Annotated in this window: 15 protein-coding genes; 8 read left to right on the top strand and 7 right to left on the bottom strand. The window is 72.4% G+C overall.

Annotated elements, in window-relative coordinates; all coding sequences use genetic code 11:
- Nucleotides 1-254 precede the first annotated feature (254 nt).
- Nucleotides 255-473, top strand: a complete 219-nt coding sequence (locus tag PS467_RS37710; protein WP_268976186.1) for a hypothetical protein — start codon at nt 255-257, stop codon at nt 471-473.
- A 65-nt stretch (nt 474-538) separates the two neighbouring features.
- Here the strand turns inward: PS467_RS37710 and PS467_RS37705 are convergent, their stop codons facing one another.
- The 3 genes from PS467_RS37705 to PS467_RS37695 are packed head-to-tail and all read right to left on the bottom strand — an operon-like array spanning nt 539 to nt 3,737.
- Nucleotides 539-1,063 (bottom strand): copper chaperone PCu(A)C, encoded by a 525-nt coding sequence (locus PS467_RS37705; RefSeq protein ID WP_311039017.1) that lies wholly within the window; start codon nt 1,061-1,063, stop codon nt 539-541.
- Entirely contained in the window at nt 1,060-3,450 is a 2,391-nt protein-coding gene (locus tag PS467_RS37700) for a heavy metal translocating P-type ATPase (RefSeq protein WP_432280688.1), read from the bottom strand. The genes PS467_RS37705 and PS467_RS37700 overlap by 4 nt, the downstream gene beginning before the upstream one ends.
- Nucleotides 3,450-3,737: a hypothetical protein gene (locus tag PS467_RS37695; RefSeq protein WP_268976183.1), complete on the bottom strand. Its 288-nt coding sequence runs from the start codon at nt 3,735-3,737 to the stop codon at nt 3,450-3,452. Before PS467_RS37695 ends, PS467_RS37700 begins: the two co-directional genes overlap by 1 nt.
- A gap of 272 nt (nt 3,738-4,009) precedes the next feature.
- Here PS467_RS37695 and PS467_RS37690 point away from each other — a divergent pair, with 272 nt between their 5' ends.
- Nucleotides 4,010-5,314 carry an MDR family MFS transporter gene (locus PS467_RS37690; protein ID WP_311039016.1) on the top strand — a complete coding sequence of 435 codons (1,305 nt, stop codon included), beginning with the start codon at nt 4,010-4,012 and terminating at the stop codon, nt 5,312-5,314.
- Between the two features lie 52 nt (nt 5,315-5,366).
- On the opposite strand, the gene PS467_RS37685 is transcribed toward PS467_RS37690, so the two are convergent.
- Nucleotides 5,367-5,864, bottom strand: a complete 498-nt coding sequence (locus PS467_RS37685) for a MarR family transcriptional regulator (RefSeq protein ID WP_311039015.1) — start codon at nt 5,862-5,864, stop codon at nt 5,367-5,369.
- 82 nt (nt 5,865-5,946) lie between these two features.
- Between PS467_RS37685 and PS467_RS37680 the strand changes: the two genes are divergently transcribed.
- Nucleotides 5,947-6,891: an amidohydrolase family protein gene (locus PS467_RS37680; protein WP_311040083.1), complete on the top strand. Its 945-nt coding sequence runs from the start codon at nt 5,947-5,949 to the stop codon at nt 6,889-6,891.
- Here PS467_RS37680 and PS467_RS37675 read toward each other — a convergent pair.
- Entirely contained in the window at nt 6,881-7,096 is a 216-nt protein-coding gene (locus PS467_RS37675) for a hypothetical protein (protein WP_311039014.1), read from the bottom strand. The genes PS467_RS37680 and PS467_RS37675 overlap by 11 nt on opposite strands.
- A gap of 158 nt (nt 7,097-7,254) precedes the next feature.
- Between PS467_RS37675 and PS467_RS37670 the strand changes: the two genes are divergently transcribed.
- The 3 genes from PS467_RS37670 to PS467_RS37660 are packed head-to-tail and all read left to right on the top strand — an operon-like array spanning nt 7,255 to nt 13,255.
- Entirely contained in the window at nt 7,255-9,057 is a 1,803-nt protein-coding gene (locus PS467_RS37670; protein WP_311039013.1) for a thiamine pyrophosphate-requiring protein, read from the top strand.
- Complete coding sequence (locus PS467_RS37665) at nt 9,050-12,136, top strand: FAD-binding and (Fe-S)-binding domain-containing protein (RefSeq protein ID WP_311039012.1); 3,087 nt, start codon at nt 9,050-9,052, stop codon at nt 12,134-12,136. The genes PS467_RS37670 and PS467_RS37665 overlap by 8 nt, the downstream gene beginning before the upstream one ends.
- A gap of 9 nt (nt 12,137-12,145) precedes the next feature.
- Nucleotides 12,146-13,255, top strand: coding sequence for an enolase C-terminal domain-like protein (locus PS467_RS37660; RefSeq protein ID WP_311039011.1), 1,110 nt, complete (start codon nt 12,146-12,148; stop codon nt 13,253-13,255).
- A gap of 27 nt (nt 13,256-13,282) precedes the next feature.
- On the opposite strand, the gene rraA is transcribed toward PS467_RS37660, so the two are convergent.
- Nucleotides 13,283-13,819 (bottom strand): ribonuclease E activity regulator RraA, encoded by a 537-nt coding sequence (gene rraA / locus PS467_RS37655; protein ID WP_311039010.1) that lies wholly within the window; start codon nt 13,817-13,819, stop codon nt 13,283-13,285.
- A gap of 139 nt (nt 13,820-13,958) precedes the next feature.
- Between rraA and PS467_RS37650 the strand changes: the two genes are divergently transcribed.
- Nucleotides 13,959-15,227 carry a lactonase family protein gene (locus tag PS467_RS37650; protein WP_311039009.1) on the top strand — a complete coding sequence of 423 codons (1,269 nt, stop codon included), beginning with the start codon at nt 13,959-13,961 and terminating at the stop codon, nt 15,225-15,227.
- Nucleotides 15,228-15,500: 273 nt separating this feature from the next.
- On the top strand, nt 15,501-16,391 hold the full coding sequence (locus PS467_RS37645) for a GntR family transcriptional regulator (protein ID WP_311039008.1): 891 nt from the start codon (nt 15,501-15,503) through the stop codon (nt 16,389-16,391).
- Nucleotides 16,392-16,462: 71 nt separating this feature from the next.
- On the opposite strand, the gene PS467_RS37640 is transcribed toward PS467_RS37645, so the two are convergent.
- The gene (locus tag PS467_RS37640; RefSeq protein ID WP_311039007.1) at nt 16,463-17,815 is read right to left on the bottom strand and encodes an MFS transporter; all 1,353 of its coding nucleotides are present in this window, start codon (nt 17,813-17,815) and stop codon (nt 16,463-16,465) included.
- Between the last annotated feature and the right edge of the window lie 156 nt (nt 17,816-17,971).

Genomic DNA, 17,971 nt, shown 5'->3' with positions numbered 1-17,971 from the left:
CCTGAGGTCCCCTCACTTATGGTGGGTCCCTCACTGAGAAGGGGTCCTTCCCTAATGGGGGTCCTTCCCTTATGGGGCCCCTCACTTATAGTGGGCCCCCCAGGAAGTCGTTCGCCCGTCCCTTTCAGTTCCCCGTGCGATCCATTTTTCTTCTTTTCCGTCAAAAGGGTTTCGGGGCGCCGCTGATCGGGGCACGACCGGATCAGCGGCCGCTGTCCCCTCTCCTGTCATTCCGAAAATCGAGGTGGTGCACTGTGCGGGAAATCGAGGCGCAGCCCCTGGCCACGTTCTGCGGCAATTGCGACTGCGGTTGTCCCCAGCTCTTCGTCGATACCGGCGCGGAGCCGGAGCGGCGCGTCCGGATCACGGACGACTTCGGCCAGCGGGTGCAGATGAGCGAGGAACAGTTCCGGGACCTGGTGGCGCAGGCGAAATCCGGCGCCCTCGACCAACTGCCGCTCGCCGCGCGCTGACGCGAGGCGCACGCCCCGGTCCGAGCGCGCGGCGAGCGGCCCGGCGCTGTGGCGGTACGCCCCGGTCACCCGCCGGGGCGTACCGCCAGCGCCCGGGTGGTGACCGCTGGGCTGTCGCGGAAGCGCAGCGTGAAGGTGAGCCGGTCGCCCGGAGAGATCCGGGGCGGCGGTTCGATCATCACATCCACGGTGTCCGCGGTCATGCGGAGAGTCCCGCCCGCCGGCACGGTGACGGCGGAGATCATGCGCATACCGCGTGCCCCCTTGCCGGTCACGACGGACCGGCTCAGCATGGCGCGCTGTCCGGCCGGTGCGGTGACGCCGATCAGCCGGTCGTCGCTGCCGCCGCTGTTGACGATGGTGAAGAACGCGGCCGTGGCCTCGGGGTTCTGCGGTACGAAGACGCGTCCGTCGCGGACGCTCAGGGCGGCGGGGGTGCCCGCCCTGCCCGCGGTGGTCCACGCGACGAGGGTGCCGAGGGTCAGCAGTCCGGCCAGCAGCGGGACCGCGGCGGCACGCAACGGCCACCAGGGCGTACGGCCCGTGTAGGGCGCCGGGGCCCGGGTGCCGTCAGCGGATCGGGGGATCACGACGAGGTCTCCCATCGGTTCGCGGTGCGGGTCCGCCCGGAGCGGTGACCGAAGGCGCGTGGCCGGGAGGGGTTCCAGGCGCGCAGGCGCAGGCTGTTGCCCACGACCAGCAGCGAACTGGCCGACATGGCCGCGGCCGCGACCATCGGGTTGAGCCGGCCGACGGCGGCCAGCGGGAGGGTGACGAGGTTGTAGCCGAAGGCCCACACCAGGTTGGCGCGAATGGTGGCGAGGGTGTGCCGGGCCAGGCGCACGGCGTCGGGAAGGGCTTGGATGTCCTCGCGCACGAGTGTGACGTCGGCGGCGCCGATGGCGGCGTCGGCCCCTCCGGCCATGGCGATGCCCAGGTCGGCGGCGGCCAGCGCGGCGGCGTCGTTGACGCCGTCGCCGACGACCGCCACCCGGCTGCCGTGCTTTTGGAAGGTGGCGACCAGCGCGGCCTTGTCCTCGGGCAGCACCTCGGCGTGGATCTCCGTGATGCCCAGCTGTCCGGCGATGGCCCGCGCGGTCGCCTCCCGGTCCCCGGTGGCCAGGACGGGCCGCAGCCCCAGCCGGCGCAGATGCTCGACCGCGCGGTAGGCGTCGGAACGCGGGGTGTCGCCCACGGAGATGACCGCCCGGGGGACATCGGCCACGCGGACCAGCACCGCGGTGTGGCCGGCCGTCTCGGCGGCGCGGACCGCCTCCCGCAGGTCATCGGGGAGCCCGTGCAGCTCTCCGGGCCGCGTCACGGCCACTTCCTCGCCGTCCACCAGGGCGCTCACCCCGGAGCCGGGGACGGCGGCGAAGCGGACCGGCCGTGGCAGCGGTCCGTTCCCCTGGCGGCGGGCGTGGGTGACGAGGGCGCGGGCCAGCGGATGATCGGACCCCTGCTCGACGGCGGCCGCCAGGCGCAGCACCTCGGCCGCGCCGGCGTCGGTACCGGCGGCTGCGGTGACGGCGACGACGCTCATCCGGCCGGTGGTGAGGGTTCCGGTCTTGTCCAGGACCACGGTGTCGACCTTCCGCAGACGCTCCAGCGCCTCGACCCCGCTGACCAGGATGCCGAGCCGCGCCCCGCGTCCCGTGGCGGCCAGCAGCGCGGTGGGGGTGGCCAGGCCCAGCGCGCAGGGGCAGGCGACGACCAGGACGGCGACCGCCGCGGTGATCGCGGCCTGCGGATCGGCCCCGGCACCGAGCCAGAAGCCGAGCACCGTGACGGAGACGGACAGCACGGCGGGGACGAAGACGGCGGCGACGGAGTCGGCGAGCCGCTGGATGGCCGCCTTACCGGTCTGGGCGTCCTCCACCAGCCGGGAGATCCGGGCGAGTTGGGTGTCGGCGCCCACGGCGTCGGCCCGTACCTCCAGCAGGCCGCCGGAGTTCACCGCGCCGCCGATCACCGCCGAACCGGGCCCGACCTCGACCGGGTGGCTCTCCCCGGTGACCAGGGAGAGGTCCAGGGCGGAGCCGCCCTCGACGACGGTGCCGTCGGTGGCCACCCGTTCTCCCGGCCGGACCAGGAACACCTCGCCGACCGCCAGCTCGGCCGCCGGCACCCGGCACTCCACACCGCCGCGCCGCACCGCCACGTCCTTCGCGGCGAGTTCCGCCAGGGAACGCAGCGCGGACCCCGTACCCCGGCGGGCCCTGGCCTCCAGCCGCCGCCCCGCCAGGACGAACAGCGGCACACCGACGGCCGCTTCCAGATACACATGGGCCACCCCGCCGCTCGCGGAGGGCAGCAGCGTCAGCGGCATGGTCATTCCCGGCAGACCCGCTCCCCCCAGGAACAGGGCGTACGCGGACCAGGCGAAGGAGGCCGTGACGCCGAGGGAGACCAGGGTGTCCATCGTCGCCGTGCCATGCCGCAGCCCGCGCAGCGCGCGGCGGTGGAAGGGCCACGCTCCCCAGACGGCGACCTGCGCGGCCAGGACGAAGCACAGCCACTGCCAGTTGCGGAACTGCCACGCGGGCACCATCGACAGCACCAGCACCGGGACGGCCAGCAGCGCGGTGATCAGCAGCCGGTCGCGTTCCTGACGCTCACTCACCTCTTCGCTCCCGGGCCGCCCGTCGTCCGGCTCCCGGCCCGCCGCCGGGCGCGCGGTCTGCGGTGTTCCGCCGGAACCGGCGGTGGGTTCGGCGGGCCGTGCCGGGTATCCGGCGGCCTCGACCACGGCCACGAGCGCCTCGACGGACACCGAGGCCGGGTGGGCGACCTTGGCGCGGCCAGTGGCGAGGTTCACCGTGGCGTGGACCCCTTCGAGGCGGCCGAGTCGCTTCTCGACCCGGCCCACACACGCGGCACACGTCATGCCGTCCACCACCAGGACGGTGGACACCGGGTCTTCCGGAGCGGCGGGGGCGGCCGTGGAAGAAGACGTGGGAGAGGACCGACGTGCCATCACCGGCTCCCGCTCCGCCCGGCGCCCGCGGCGGGAGCCCCCATGTCGTGCGTGCCGTGCGGATCACCCATGTCGCCGTGCTCGGCGGGCCCGCTGTGCCCCTGCCCGCCACCGCCCGCGGGACGCATCCCGGGAGCCACCGGACCGGCGAGCCCGCCCACCGCGTAGGCCAGCGCGAACAGCAGGGCCAGCAGCGCGAGGAAACCCGCGACCGGCCCTGCGGGCCGCAGTCGTTCGCCGATGGGGAGAGGTTCGGGCCGGACCCGGCCGGCCGGGGGAGAAATCATCGCCGCTCCACTGTGGGAAAAACTGTGGGTAAAAGGGAAAACGCCAAGCAGGAAAAGCGCCGGGAATTCGCGCACGGCTGATCGCCGCGGCATGCGAAGCACCCGGGGACGGACCACGGTATAGCCATGCGGGCGTGCGGAATTTCCCGCCCCTGGCCCCGGAACCACCGTGCGTTCCGCGGCGACTTCCTCAAAAGGATCGGGCTTTCGGCACCGAGCCCGAGCCCTTACCGCGTCTTACCGCACCGCGCCTTGCTGCGTACGATGAGCAGATGCATGTCCTGCGCAACAGGCCGGTCCGCCGAGCCGCCCGGACGTCGCCCACGTCCCCACGCGAGCGCACCTGGGCGCGCCTGTCCCCGCTTCTCCGGCTGCTGATCCTGACGCAACTCGCGTTCAACATCGGCTTCTTCGCCGTCCTGCCCTTCCTCGCCGAGCACCTCGGCACCGCGATCGGCATGGCGGGCTGGCTGGTGGGATTCGTCCTCGGGCTGCGGACCTTCAGCCAGCAGGGTCTGTTCGTGGTCGGCGGCTGGCTGGTGGACCGCCACGGTGTGCGCCCGGTCGTGCTGGCGGGCTGTGTCGCCCGGATCGCGGGTTTCGCCTGGCTCGGCTACGCGGAGCGGACCTGGGCGGTGATCGGGGCGGTGCTGCTGATCGGCTTCGCCGCCGCGCTGTTCTCCCCCGCGGTGGAGTCGGAGGTGGCCCGGCAGGCCGTGGCCTGGGAGCGGGAGGGCCATGGCGCACGCACCCGGGTACTGGCCCTGTTCACCGCCTGCGGCCAGGCGGGTACGTTCATCGGTCCGCTGCTCGGCGGGCTGTTGCTCACCGTGGACTTCCGCGCCGCGTGCCTCGCCGGGGCCGGGGTCTTCCTGCTCGTCCTCACCGGGCACGCGTGGCTGATGCCGCGGCACATCCCCGGCCGGGTCCGGGTCCGGGAGCGGGGCGGGGTCCGTGTGCTGCTGCGCAACCGCCGGTTCCTCGCCCTGTGCTGCGCGTACGGCAGCTATCTGCTCGCGTACAACCAGCTCTACCTGGCCCTGCCGGACGAGGTGGAGCGGGCGGCGGGCTCCCAGATGCCGCTGTCCTGGCTGTTCGCCCTGTCCTCGCTGCTGGTCGTGTGCGCCCAGCTCCCGGTCACCCGCTGGGCGGGCGACCGGCTCGACCTGCGCCGCTCGATGACCGCGGGGCTGCTGCTCATCGCGGCGGGTTTCGCGGTCGTGGCCGCCGCCCGCCCCGCCGCCTGGACGGGCACCGTCGGGCTGCTGCCCGCCGCGGGCTACGTCGTCCTGCTCACCCTCGGCCAGATGCTGGTCGTCCCGGCTGCCCGTGCCTGGGTGCCCGATCTGGCCGAGGACACCCGGCTCGGCCTCTACACCGGCGCGCTGTCCTCCGTCTCCGGCCTGATCGTCCTCGTCGGCAGTTCGGCCACGGGCTCTCTGCTCGACCTGGGCCTCCCGGCCACCGTCCGCTGGCTGGTGCTCGCCGCCGTCCCGGCCCTCGCGGTGACGCTGCTGCCCCGCCGGCCGGAAAACGGCCCGGCCTCCCCTGAACCCACGGGCCGACCCACGGGCTGACCCACGGGCTCATGAGGGCCGCCCGTGCGTCGGCCACTCCGCCACACGGGTCTCAGTGGTCCCGGTCGGTGATGGCCCCGGCCAGCCGGCGCAGCTGTGCGGCGAGCTGGAGGCGCTCCTCGGGCGTGAACCGGGACAGCGCGCGGGCCTGGCGCTCACGCAGCTCGGTGCGCATGGCCGCGAGCCGGCGGGCACCGTGCTCGGTGAGGCGGACCAGGACCTGGCGCTCGTCCTCGGGTGACCGCCGCCGGGTCACCACCTCCTTGGCTTCGAGCTGCTTGAGCATCCGGGTCGCGGTGGGGACGCTGACCTCGGCGGACGCGGCGAGCCTGCTGACCGGCAGGCCGGCCCCCGCTCCCTCCCCGGCCAGGAGGTCGAGCAGGGCCAGCTGCGCCAGCGACAGTCCGTCCACGGCCTGGCCCGCGGTCGCGGCCCGGGAGCGGCGCATGGCGTAGAAGAGCTGGTCGGCGGCCTGGGCCAGCTCCTCCACCCCGGCTTCGGGGGCCGGTGCGGGGCTCTCGTCGAAGGGGCGGTTGCCGGTCTCTCGCATAGCTGTTAGCTTACTCAACGTAATAGTTAGCAAGCTAATCTCTAGGGAGGCAAACACCATGGCGAACACCATGACCAACACCATGGACTCCCCCGCACGCATCGACGTTCACCAGCACATCGTTCCGCCCGTCTGGGCGAAGGCCCTGGACGCACGCGGCCTGGACTCCGGCGGCTGGGCCATCCCCGCCTGGAGCCCTCGGGGCGCGATCGCGATGATGGACCAGCAGGGCATCGCCACCGGGGTGCTGTCCGTCACCGCGCCCGGTGTCCACCTCGACAGCGACCAGGACGGCCGCGCCCTCGCCCGCGCCGTCAACGAGTACGGCGCCGAGGTCGTCAAGGACCGCCCCGACCGCTTCGGCCACTTCGCCAGCGTCCCGCTGCCCGACCTCGACGGCGCGGTGGCCGAGGCCGTCCACGCGCTGGACACCCTGGGCGCCGACGGCGTGGTGCTGATGTCCAACGCGCATGGCCGCTACCTCGGCGACCCCCACTTCGAACCGCTGTGGGCCGAACTCGACCGCCGCCGGGCCAATGTGTTCGTCCACCCCGCCCAGCCGCCGATGCCGCTGCTGCCCGGCACCCCCGCCCCGCTGGCCGACTACGTCTTCGACACCACCCGCACCGCGCTCAACCTGGTACTGAGCGGCGTCATGAGCCGGTACCCCGACGTGCGGGTGATCCTCTCCCACGGCGGCGGTTTCCTGCCCTACGCCGCCTATCGCTTCTCCGGCCTGACCTCCGCCGTCGTCGACCCGGACCGCGGCGCCGAGGACGTGCTGCGCGACCTCAAGCGGTTCTACTTCGACACCGCCCTGTCCGCCAGCCCCAGCGCGCTGCCCGCCCTGCTCGCCTTCGCGGAGCCCGGCCACGTCCTCTACGGCAGCGACTGGCCCTTCGCTCCCCAGGACGCGGGCAGCTACTACAACCGCTTCCTGGAGAGCTACCCGGACTTCACCCCCGGCCAGGCCGAGGCGATCGACCGCGGCAGCGCCGAGGCGCTCTTCCCCCGCCTCACCCGCTGACGCCCGCCCGCCGCCCGTCTTCTCCGCCGCCTTCTTCCCGCTCTCCCTGGCTCTGGGCCTGGGCGTCGGTGTTGGGGGTGAGCGCCTCGCCCGACTCGCCGTAGCGGCTGTCCTCCTCGTCGCCGGTCACCCTCGTCTCGGCTTCGGTGATCTCTTCCTCGATCTCCTCGGTCGCCGTCCGGGCGCCCTTCTTCTCTCCGCTCACGGTGTTGTCCTCCCTCGTCTGTCGCCACCGGCCGGGTGCCCGGTCCGGCCGCGGCCCATGCACGGCGGACGCGGATGGCACACGGCGCCAGGTTTACTCGTCCGGCGAACGGCTACTCCTGTGCGAGTGCTCCGTGCAGTGCTACCGAGGAGGACGCCGTGGCTCAGGTATCGGACTTCGTGCTGACTCGTCTGCGCGAGTGGGGTGTGCACCGGGTCTTCGGCTATCCGGGGGACGGGATCAACGGTCTGCTCGGGGCGTTCGACCGGGCCCATGGGGACCCTGAGTTCATCCAGGTCCGGCACGAGGAGATGGCCGCGTTCATGGCCTGCGGCCACGCGAAGTTCACCGGCGAGGTGGGAGTCTGCACCGCCACCTCCGGCCCCGGCGCCGTCCATCTGCTCAACGGTCTGTACGACGCCAAGCTCGACCACCAGCCGGTGGTCGCCGTCGTGGGCCAGCAGAAGCGGCTCAGTCTGGGCTCCCACTACCAGCAGGAAATCCATCTGGACCGGCTGTTCGAGGACGTCTCCGAGTACTGCGAGATGGTCACCCACCCCGGCCAGGCCCGGCATGTCATCGACCGCGCCTTCAAGACCGCGCTGACCACCCGTGGCGTGTCGACCATCGTCATCCCCAACGACATCCAGGAGGAGGACGCCCAGCCCTCCCCGCCCAAGGCCCACGGATCGGTCTTCTCCAGCGTGGGCTGGAGCCGCCCCCGGGTCCTGCCCGACCCCGATGAGCTGCGCCGCGCCGCCGATGTGCTCAACGAGGGCGAGAAGGTGGCCATCATCGTCGGCCAGGGCGCGGCCGACGCCGCGGACGAGGTCGTCGCGGTGGCGGAACTGCTGGGCGCCGGTGTGGCCAAGGCGCTGCTGGGCCGTGGCGTCCTCGCCGACGACCTGCCGTACGTCACCGGGCCGATCGGTCTGCTGGGCAGCACCGCCAGCGACAAGATGATCAAGGAGTGCGACACCCTCTTCCTGATCGGCACCAGCTTCCCGTACTCCGAGTGGCTGCCGGACGAGGGGCAGGCCCGCGGTGTCGAGATCGACATCGACGGCCGCATGATCGGTATCCGCTACCCCATGGACGCCCATCTGATCGGCGACGCCAAGGAGACCCTCCGGGAGCTCGTACCGCTGCTGCGGCGCAAGGAGAAGCGGAACTGGAGGAACAAGGTCGAGAAGGACGTGCGGGAGTGGCAGGACATCTGCGCCACCTGGTCCGGCCAGCACTTCGGGGACCTCATCAACCCCCAGTCGGTGGCCGCCGAGCTCTCCTCGCGCCTGCCGGACCGGGCGATCCTCACCGCCGACTCGGGCTCGGCCACCAACTGGTGGGCGCGCCATCTGAGGCTGCGCGCCGGGATGGACGCCTCGCTGTCCGGCACGCTGGCCACCATGGGCCCCGGAGTGCCGTATGCGATCGCGGCGCGGTTCGCCCATCCGGACCGTCCCGTGATCGCCTTCGTGGGAGACGGCGCGTTCCAGATGAACGGCATGAACGAGATGATCACCGTCAAGCGCTATATGGACCGGCTGGCGGGTGGCCCGCCGCTGGTCTTCTGCGTCTTCAACAACCAGGACCTCAACCAGGTCACCTGGGAACAGCGCGCCATGGCCGGGGACCCGAAGTACCCCGCCTCCCAGGTCATCCCGGACATCCCCTACGGGGCGTACGCCGAGCTGCTGGGGCTGCGGGGCATCCGGTGCGAGGCGCCGAAGAAGGTGGGCAGGGCCTGGGACGAGGCCCTGGCCAGTGACCACCCGGTCGTCCTGGAGTTCAAGGTCGACCAGGAGATCGCGCCGATCCCACCGCACCTGATGGCCCCCCAGGCGAAGAAGACGGTGAAGGCCGCCCTGCACGACCCCGAGCTGGCCGGCATCGCCCGCCGGGGCATCCGGCAGAAGGCCGCCCAGTACGCCGAGCACCTGACGGGGCGCAGGCATGCGTGAAGGGGGACAGCGGCGCCGGGGGGTACCGGGGGTGGACACCAGGGGGCTGGAGCGGGCACTGCATGCGGAGGTGGCCGCCGAGGTCAGGTTCGACGCGGGCAGCCGGGGGGCGTACGCCACGGACGGCTCCAACTACCGTCAGGTGCCCATCGGCGTCGTCGTCCCCCGCGATGTGGAGGCCGGGGCACGGGCGGTGGAGGTGTGCGCCCGCTTCGGCGCCCCCGTCCTGTCGCGGGGCGGGGGCACCAGCCTGGCCGGCCAGTCGACGAACACCGCCGTGGTGATCGACTGGAGCAAGTACTGCGACGCCCTGGTCTCGGTGGACGCCCAGGCGCGCACCTGCGTGGTGGAGCCGGGTCTGGTCCTGGACGAGCTCAACCGCCAACTCGCCGATGACGGGCTACAGTTCGGGCCGAAGCCGTCCACGCACAGCCACTGCGCGCTGGGCGGCATGATCGGCAACAATGCGTGCGGGGCGTCGGCCCAGGCCTATGGCAAGACCGTGGACAACGTGCGCCGGCTGGAGATCGTCACCTACGACGGGGTGCGGATGTGGGTGGGGCCGACATCCGGGGCCGAGCGTGCGCGCATCGCGGCGGAGGGCGGCCGCCGGGCCGAGATCTACGCCGGACTGGACCGCATCGTCGGCGAGTATCTGGCGGACATCCGGCGCTACCCGAAGATCCCGCGCCGGGTCTCCGGCTACAACCTGGACTCGCTGCTGCCGGAGAACGGCTTCGACCTGGCGCGGGCCCTGGTGGGCAGCGAGGGCACCCTGGTGACGGTGGTGCGCGCCGAACTCGACCTGGTGCCCGTCCCGGCCTACCAGTCGCTGCTGGTGCTCGGCTACGACGACATCTGCGCCGCCGCCGACGACGTACCCCGGCTCCTGGAACACTGCGCGCCCAGCGAACTGGAGGCACTCGACGGGCGGATGGCCCAGCTGATGCGCGAGGAACACGCCTACCTCGAATCGCTCAACGCCCTTCCGGAGGGCGAGAGCTGGCTGCTGGTGCAGTTCAGCGGAGACGGCCAGGAGGAGGTCGACGAGCAGGCGCACGCGCTGCTGCGCACGCTGGGGCGGGACGAGAAGGACGCCAGGGTGACCTTCTCCGACGACCCCCGGCGCGAGCAGCGGATGCTCAAGGCCCGCGAGGCGGGGCTCGGGGTGACCGCGCGGCCGCCGGACGACCGGGAGACCTGGGAGGGCTGGGAGGACTCGGCCGTCCCGCCCGAGCGGCTGGGTGACTACCTGCGCGATCTGAAGGGCCTGTTCGGGGAGTTCGGCTACGACCACCCCTCGCTGTACGGGCACTTCGGGCAGGGCTGTGTGCACACCCGCATCCCGTTCGGGCTGAAGACCGCCGAGGGGGTGGCCGACTTCCGCCGCTTCGTGGAACGCGCCGCCGACCTGGTGGCCTCCTACGGCGGCTCGCTGTCCGGCGAGCACGGGGACGGGCAGGCCCGGGGCGAGCTGCTCACCCGTATGTACGGTGAGCGCCTGGTGACCGCGTTCGGCGAGCTGAAGTCCCTGTTCGACCCGGAGAACCGGATGAACCCCGGCAAGGTCGTCGATCCGCACCCGGTCGACGGCCAGTTGCGTCTGGGCCCGGGGTGGCGGCCGACCACCCCCACGGCGGAGTTCGGTTACCCCGATGACGAGCACTCCTTCACCCGCGCCGTCATGCGCTGCGTCGGCATCGGCAACTGCCGCAGCCACCACGGCGGTGTGATGTGTCCGTCCTACCGGGCCACCAAGGAGGAGGAGCACTCCACGCGCGGCCGGGCGCGGCTGCTGTTCGAGATGCTCGACGGCCACGCGGACTCCGCCGTCACCGACGGCTGGCGCTCGACCGAGGTGCGGGACGCCCTGGACCTGTGCCTGGCCTGCAAGGGCTGCAAGTCGGACTGCCCCACCGGGGTGGACATGGCGACGCTCAAGGCCGAGTTCCTCGCCCACCACTACGCGGGCCGCCCGCGCCCGGCGGCGCACTATTCCATGGGCTGGCTCCCGGTGTGGGCCCGGCTGTCCCGCATCGCGCCCGCGCTGGTCAACACCGCGGTCCAGGCGCCGGGTCTGGCCCGGGTGGGCAAGCGGCTGGCCGGGGTGGACGGCGCACGCCAGGCGCCCGTGTTCGCGCGGCGGTCCTTCCTCCAGTGGTGGCAGGCCCGTGCGTCCGGCACACCGGATCCGGCCGACCCGCGGACCGTGGTGCTGTGGCCGGACACCTTCAGCACCTACTTCCATCCCTCGATCGCCATCTCGGCCGTCCGCGTGCTGGAGGACGCCGGCTTCCGGGTCGCCGTTCCGACCAGACCCGTGTGCTGCGGTCTGACCTGGATCTCCACCGGGCAGCTCACGGCCGCGAAGAGGGTGCTGCGCCGAACGCTGGGCGTGCTGCGGCCCTACCTCGAAGCGGGCACCCCGGTCATCGGCCTGGAACCCTCCTGCACCGCGGTGTTCCGGGCCGACGCCCCCGAACTGATGCCGGCCGACCAGGATGTGCGCCGGCTGGCCGGGCAGTTCCGCACCTTCGCCGAACACCTCGTCCACCACGCGCCCGACGGCTGGCGGCCACCCGCACTCGCCCGGCAGGCCGTCGTACAGACCCACTGTCACCAGCACGCGATCATGAAGGACGACGCGGACCGCGAGCTGATGCGCCGCGCGCATCTCGTCACCGACGTCCTCGACGAGGGCTGCTGCGGGCTGGCCGGCAACTTCGGCTTCGAACGCGGCCACCACGAGGTCTCCATGGCCGTCGCGGAACAGGGCGTGCTGCCCGCCGTCCGCGCGGCCGCCCCCGGCAGCCTGCTGCTCGCGGACGGCTTCAGCTGCCGCACCCAGATCGAACAGGGCGACACCGGCCGCGGGGCCCTCCACCTGGCCGAGGCACTGGCCCTGGGGCTCGACACCACCCTGCCCAGCGAGCGGCCCGAACGTCTGGCGCAGCGGCCGCCGCGGCCCTCGACCGCGGCCCGGTGGACGGCCACCGTCGGCACCGCCGCGATCGCGGCGACGGCCGCGGCGGGAGTCGGCCGCGCCGCCGTGCGACACCTGCGCCACGCCGAGAGGTGACCCGGGGCCGTGGCGGACACACCGGTCGTGGAGCGGGTGGACAGCGCCGTCTACACGGTGCCCACCGACGCCCCCGAGGCGGACGGGACCCTCAGCTGGGACAGCACCACCCTGGTCCTGGCCACCGTCCGGTGCGGCGAGGTCACCGGCCTGGGCTACACCTACGCCCCGGCGGCCACCGCCCAGGTCGTCGACGACCTGCTCGCCGGTGTGGTCACCGGCTCCCCGGCCATGGACGTGCCACGGGCGAACGAGGCCATGCTGCGCGCCGTGCGCAACGCCGGACTGCCCGGTGTGGCCGCACAGGCGATCGCCGCCGTGGACATCGCCCTGTGGGACTGCAAGGCCCGGCTGCTGGGCGTGCCGCTCGTCCGTCTGCTGGGCGCCGCCTGTGCGGACGTGCCGGTCTACGGCAGCGGTGGCTTCACCACGTACGACGCCGAGCGGCAGGACCGGCAACTGCGCCAGTGGACCGGGGAGGAGGGGATACCCCGCGTCAAGATCAAGATCGGTGAGTCCTGGGGGCGGTGCGAGGAGCGGGACCGGCGGCGCGTCGCGAAGGCGCGTGCGAGCATCGGCGACACGGCCGCCCTGTACGTCGACGCCAACGGCGCCTACGGCGCCAAACAGGCCATCCGCGTCGCCGACGCCCTCGCCGACCAGGGGGTGACATGGTTCGAGGAACCCGTCTCCTCCGACCACCTCGCCACGCTCGCGACGATCCGCGACCGGGTCCCGATGGACGTCACGGCCGGTGAGTACGGCTACACCCTGCCGTACTTCACGCATATGCTCGCCGCCGGCGCCGTGGACTGTCTCCAGGCCGACGTCACCCGCTGCGGCGGCATCACCGTCTGGCTGCGCGCCGCCGCCCTCGCGCACGGCCACGGCATAGAGATCTCCGGCCACTGCGCCCCGCACGCGCATGCGCACGCCGCCGCGTCGGTGCCCAACCTGCGCCACCTGGAGTGGTTCCACGACCACGTCCGCGTCGAACGCCTGCTGTTCGACGGCGTGCTCGCTCCGGACGGCGGCAGCGTCACCCCCGGCCGGAGCGGAGCGCCCGGCCTGGGGCTCACCCTGAACACCGGGCGCGCCCGGCCCTACCGGGTGCGCTGAGCCCGCCGGGCCCGAAGGCCGCTCAGGTCAGGTGCGCGCGGGTCCGGCGGGTCCTGCCGGTTCGGCGGGTTCGGCGGGCAGGAGGACGACGCCGTCGGCGTCGGCGTGCAGGATGTCGCCGGGATGGAAGGTGACTCCTCCGAAGGAGACCGGTACGTCGACCGCACCGCCGCCCGCCTTGCCGCTCTTGCGCGGGTTGACGCCCAGGGCCTGCACACCGATCCGCACCTCGGCGAGCGCGGTGAGGTCGCGGACGGCTCCGTGCACGACGACACCGGCCCAGCCGCCCGCCAGCGCGCGCTCGGCCATCAGATCCCCCAGGAGCGCCGTGTGCAGGGAGCCGCCACCGTCGACGACCACGACGGCGCCCTCCCCCGGCGTCCGCAGGAGGTCGTGGAGCAGGGCGTTGTCGTCGCGGCAGGAGACGGTCCGCACCCGCCCGGTGAAGGAGCGGGCGCCCCCGAGCGAGCGGAACTGCAGATCGCATACGCGCAGGGCGGCGCCGTACCGGTCGGCCAGGTCGGCGGTGGGGATCGGCCGGCCGGACGTCGGCTGGTCGGACATCGGGAACCTCCGGAACAGGGGTGGGTGAGCACGGGGCGGGTGGGCAACGCCGTGTGCGGGCGCAGCCATCGCCCCCTGTTGTATCAAACGCCATCTAGATACAATCCCCGGGTTATCATCCCCAGGGACGGGAGCGGACATGACACTTCCTGACAGCCACGCCGGTCATCCGGGCACCTCGGCGATCGCCGCGCTGTCGCGCCGCGCGATGGTCACACTGCCGGTCGCCGCCGTGGCGGCCGGGCAGATGACCTCGGCGGCGGCCCAGCCGGCCGCCGCCCAGGGCGGTGGACGCGCCGCCCGCACGGTGGCCTACGTGGGCTCGCGCACCACGGCCGAGCGCGAGGGCGAGGGAAAGGGCATCGAGGTCTACGAGGTCGGTCCGCACGGCACCGGATGGACATTGCTCCAGACCGTCGAGCTGGACAATCCGACCTTCCTGGCCGTCGATCACACGCGGCGGTTCCTCTACGCCGTGCACGGCGACTTCACCTACGCCAGCGCTTACCGGATCGACCCGGACACCGGGCGGCTGACCGCCCTGGGCACGCAGGAGACCGGCGGGCGCAACCCGGCGCACCTGGCGGTGGACCCGTCCAACCGCTTCCTGGTGGTGGCCAACCACTCCTCCGGCAGCGTGGCCACCCTGCCGCTGCGGAAGGACGGCTCGCTCGGGCCGGTCGCCGACCTGCTGTCGCTGCCCGGCGAACCCGGACCGCACCGCACCGACCAGACCGGGTCCAAACCGCACCAGGTGCCGTTCTCGCCGGACGGGCGGTTCATCGTGGTACCGGACAAGGGCCTGGACCGGATCTTCACCCTCGCCCTGGACGCCACCTCCGGGAAGCTGTCCCTCGGCCCGGTGCCGTCCGTCGCCACGCGCGAGATGGCCGGGCCGCGGCACATCGCCTTCCACCCCAGGCGGCCGTTCGCGTACACCATCGACGAACTGCGCTCGACGGTGACCGTCTACCGGCGCACCGGGCGCGGGGCGCTGGAGGCCGTGCAGATCCTGTCCAGCACGGAGTCCACCATGACCGGCGACAGCCGCGGGGGTGAGATCGCCGTCAGTCCGGACGGGCGGTTCGTGTACGCCTCCAACCGCGGCGGGGCCGGGGACAGCTCGCCCGGCGGCCCCGAGCCCGACACCCTCGGCGTCTTCGCGGTCTCGGCCGGGACGGGCATGCTGCGGCCGGTGGGCTGGACGTCGACGGAGGGCATCCGGCCGCGGTTCTTCTGCTTCGGCCCCGACGGGCACAGGCTGTTCGCGGCCAACGAGCGCAGCCACACCATCGTTCCCTTCGACGTCGACCGCACGAGCGGCACGCTGCGCCGCACCGGCGAGGTGGTGGAGACCGGGTCCCCGGTGTGCGTCCTGTTCGTCCGGCTCGATCACCGAGGCGCCTAGGGTCTGTCGTCGAAGGGGGCACCCGGCCGCGAGCAGGGGGCACCTCCCAGCGGTAGCTGGGGGAGGCTGGTGCGGTCGATCGCAAGGCGGGGCATCGCCCTCGTACTGGGCGTACTCGGGTGATGCGACAACGCGGCGAGCGGCCGTGCCAGGCGTCGGGAGCAGGGCGCCCCCTTTGACGACAGACCCTGGCTCCCCGGAACTCGCACGACGGGTCGTTACTCGTAGGATGGGGCGTTGCCGTCCCGTCCTCCTCGACAAGCGCAGGGGCTGATGTCGCGCCCGAACCTGACCACCTCCATCGCCACCCGACTGGTGGACCTGATGCGTCGCACCGGCCTGGCGGAGGGCGCGCACGTCACCGAGCAGTGGGCGGCCGACGCGCTGGAGGTCTCCCGTACTCCGGTGCGCAAGGCCATGCTCTTCCTGGCCGACGTCGGCATCCTGGACCGGATCCCCAACCGCGGCTTCTTCCTCGCCCGTGACGCGAGCGCCCTGACCCGGCCGGACCTGACCGACGGCGAGGACGTGGAGCAGGCGGCGTACTTCGAGATCGCCGACGACTATGTCGGCGGCCGTTTCACCGGCTCGTTCACCGCGACCGACATCAGCCGCCGGTACCGGCTGACGCCGCGCCAGGCCGGCCGGGTGCTGGCGCGGATGGAGGCCGAGGACCTGGTCCGGCGCAAGACCGGCGGCCGTGGCTGGGAGTTCCAGCACGTCATGGCCACCGTCGAGGCGCACGCCCAGAGCTACCGGTTCCGGATGATCGTCGAGTCGGCCGCCCTGCTGGAGCCGGGCTTCACCGTGGACACCGAGGCGTTCGCGCGCCACCGGCAGCAGCAGGAGGACCTGCTGCACGGGGACATCCTGCTGCTGCCGCGGGCGGAGCTGTTCCAGGTCAACGCCTCGTTCCACGAGATGCTGGTGGGCTGTTCGGGCAATCAGTTCCTGCTGGACGCCGTACGCCGGCAGAACCGGCTGCGGCGGCTGATCGAGTACCGCCACCAGATCGACCGCTCCCGGCTGACCCGTCAGGCCCGCGAACACCTCCACCTGCTGGACCTGATCGAGGACGGCCGCATCGAGGAGGCGTCGGCCTTCCTGCACCATCACCTGGACACGGTACGGGAGATCAAGACCGGACCCGGTCACGGGGCATAGCCGCACAGCGCAGGGCCGCCGGTTCCCGCCACGCAAAGCGCGGGAACCGGCGGGCTTCTCGGTGCCAGGGGCTACGGCGCCGGCACCGACGACGTGGGCGATGCCTCACCGGTGTCCGGCTGCCCGGCCGAGGTCTCCGCTCCGCCACCGACGCGCAGCGCCAGGGTGAGCAGGAAGGCGACGAGGACCAGGCCGCCGAGGAATATCAGCCCGCCGGTGGCCGAGCCCGTCGAGTCCTTGGCCCAGCCGATGGCGTAGGGGCCGAAGAAGCCGCCGAGGTTGCCGATGGAGTTGACGACCGCCACCGCGACCGCGGCGGTGGAGCGGGTCAGGAAGAGCGTGGGCAGCGCCCAGAACGGCGACTTGAAGCCGTACAGGCCGGTCAGCGACAGCGCGATCATCGCCAGCCCGAGCACGGGTGAGTGGGTGAAGCCGGCCGCGATCAGGGTGACGGCGGCCAGCGCCAGCGGGAGGGCCGAGTGGAGCTTGCGCTCGCCGAGCCGGTCGGAGCGGCGCGACCACCACACCATGCCGAAGGCGGCGACGATGTAGGGGATGGCGCTGATGAAGCCGATCGCGGTGTTGCCGAGGCCGTCCGAGAAGTCCTTGACGATCTGCGGCAGCCAGTAGCCGACGCCGAGGCTGCCGGCCTGGTAGACGAAGTAGACCACCGCCAGCAGCAGGACCTTGGGGTCGGCCATGACCTTGAGCGTGCTCAGCTTCCTGGCGTGCGGATTGGCCTGCTGCTCCTGGTCCAGCTCGGCCGTCAGCCAGGCGCGCTGCCGCTCGGTGAGCCACGTGGCGTCGGCCGGCCGCTCGGTCAGCACGAAGTAGCAGGCGATGCCCAGGAGTACGGCCGGGGCGCCCTCCAGGATGAACATCCAGCGCCAGCCGCTGAGGCCGAACCAGTGCACATGGTCCATGATCAGCGCGCTGAGCGGGGCGGCGAGGATGTAGGAGGCGGGGATCGCGGTGAGGAAGAGCGCGGTCGCGGTGGCGACCTCCTTCTTGCGGAACCAGTAGGTCAGGTAGACCACGATGCCGGGGAAGAAGCCGGCCTCGGCCACGCCGAGCAGGAAGCGCAGCACGTACAGCTGCGTCGCGGAGTGGGTGAACGCCATGATGGTGGCGAGGATGCCCCAGCTGACCAGGATGCGGGCGATCCAGCGGCGGGCGCCGAAGCGGGCGAGGGCGAGGTTGCTGGGCACCTCGAACAGGAAGTAGCCCCAGAAGAACAGGCCGGCGGCCAGGCCGAACGCCTGGCTGCTGAGCCCCAGTTCCTCGTTCATCTGCAGGGCGGCGAAGCCGATGTTCGCGCGGTCGATGTAGTTGACGACGTAGAGCACGAAGAGGAACGGGAGGATGCGCCGGGAGACGGTGCGCATCGTCGCGGTGGCCTCGCGCTGATCGACATTGATCGCCATGAGGAGCTCCAGACGGCTCGATCGGGGGAGCAGGTGCATCGCGATAGCGCGACGGTTGTATCAATAAGCGGCTTGAGACAATATGAAGACAGCTGATCGGAGCGTCAAGACATCGGGCTCCGGGATTTGTACTCGATCCGAAACAGATACAATCGC

Origin of the sequence: Streptomyces luomodiensis, assembly GCF_031679605.1 — a bacterium.
Classification (GTDB): domain Bacteria; phylum Actinomycetota; class Actinomycetes; order Streptomycetales; family Streptomycetaceae; genus Streptomyces; species Streptomyces luomodiensis.
This window is presented reverse-complemented; position numbering and strand designations above follow the sequence as displayed.

What these genes read in the sequence shown, in the direction of transcription:
- PS467_RS37700 (WP_432280688.1), bottom strand. Translation starts at nt 3,450, where the DNA reads ATGGCACGTCGGTCCTCTCCCACGTCTTCTTCCACGGCCGCCCCCGCC.
- PS467_RS37695 (WP_268976183.1), bottom strand. Translation starts at nt 3,737, where the DNA reads ATGATTTCTCCCCCGGCCGGCCGGGTCCGGCCCGAACCTCTCCCCATC.
- PS467_RS37690 (WP_311039016.1), top strand. Translation starts at nt 4,010, where the DNA reads ATGCATGTCCTGCGCAACAGGCCGGTCCGCCGAGCCGCCCGGACGTCG.
- PS467_RS37685 (WP_311039015.1), bottom strand. Translation starts at nt 5,864, where the DNA reads ATGCGAGAGACCGGCAACCGCCCCTTCGACGAGAGCCCCGCACCGGCC.
- PS467_RS37680 (WP_311040083.1), top strand. Translation starts at nt 5,947, where the DNA reads ATGGACTCCCCCGCACGCATCGACGTTCACCAGCACATCGTTCCGCCC.
- PS467_RS37665 (WP_311039012.1), top strand. Translation starts at nt 9,050, where the DNA reads ATGCGTGAAGGGGGACAGCGGCGCCGGGGGGTACCGGGGGTGGACACC.
- rraA (WP_311039010.1), bottom strand. Translation starts at nt 13,819, where the DNA reads ATGTCCGACCAGCCGACGTCCGGCCGGCCGATCCCCACCGCCGACCTG.
- PS467_RS37650 (WP_311039009.1), top strand. Translation starts at nt 13,959, where the DNA reads ATGACACTTCCTGACAGCCACGCCGGTCATCCGGGCACCTCGGCGATC.
- PS467_RS37645 (WP_311039008.1), top strand. Translation starts at nt 15,501, where the DNA reads ATGTCGCGCCCGAACCTGACCACCTCCATCGCCACCCGACTGGTGGAC.
- PS467_RS37640 (WP_311039007.1), bottom strand. Translation starts at nt 17,815, where the DNA reads ATGGCGATCAATGTCGATCAGCGCGAGGCCACCGCGACGATGCGCACC.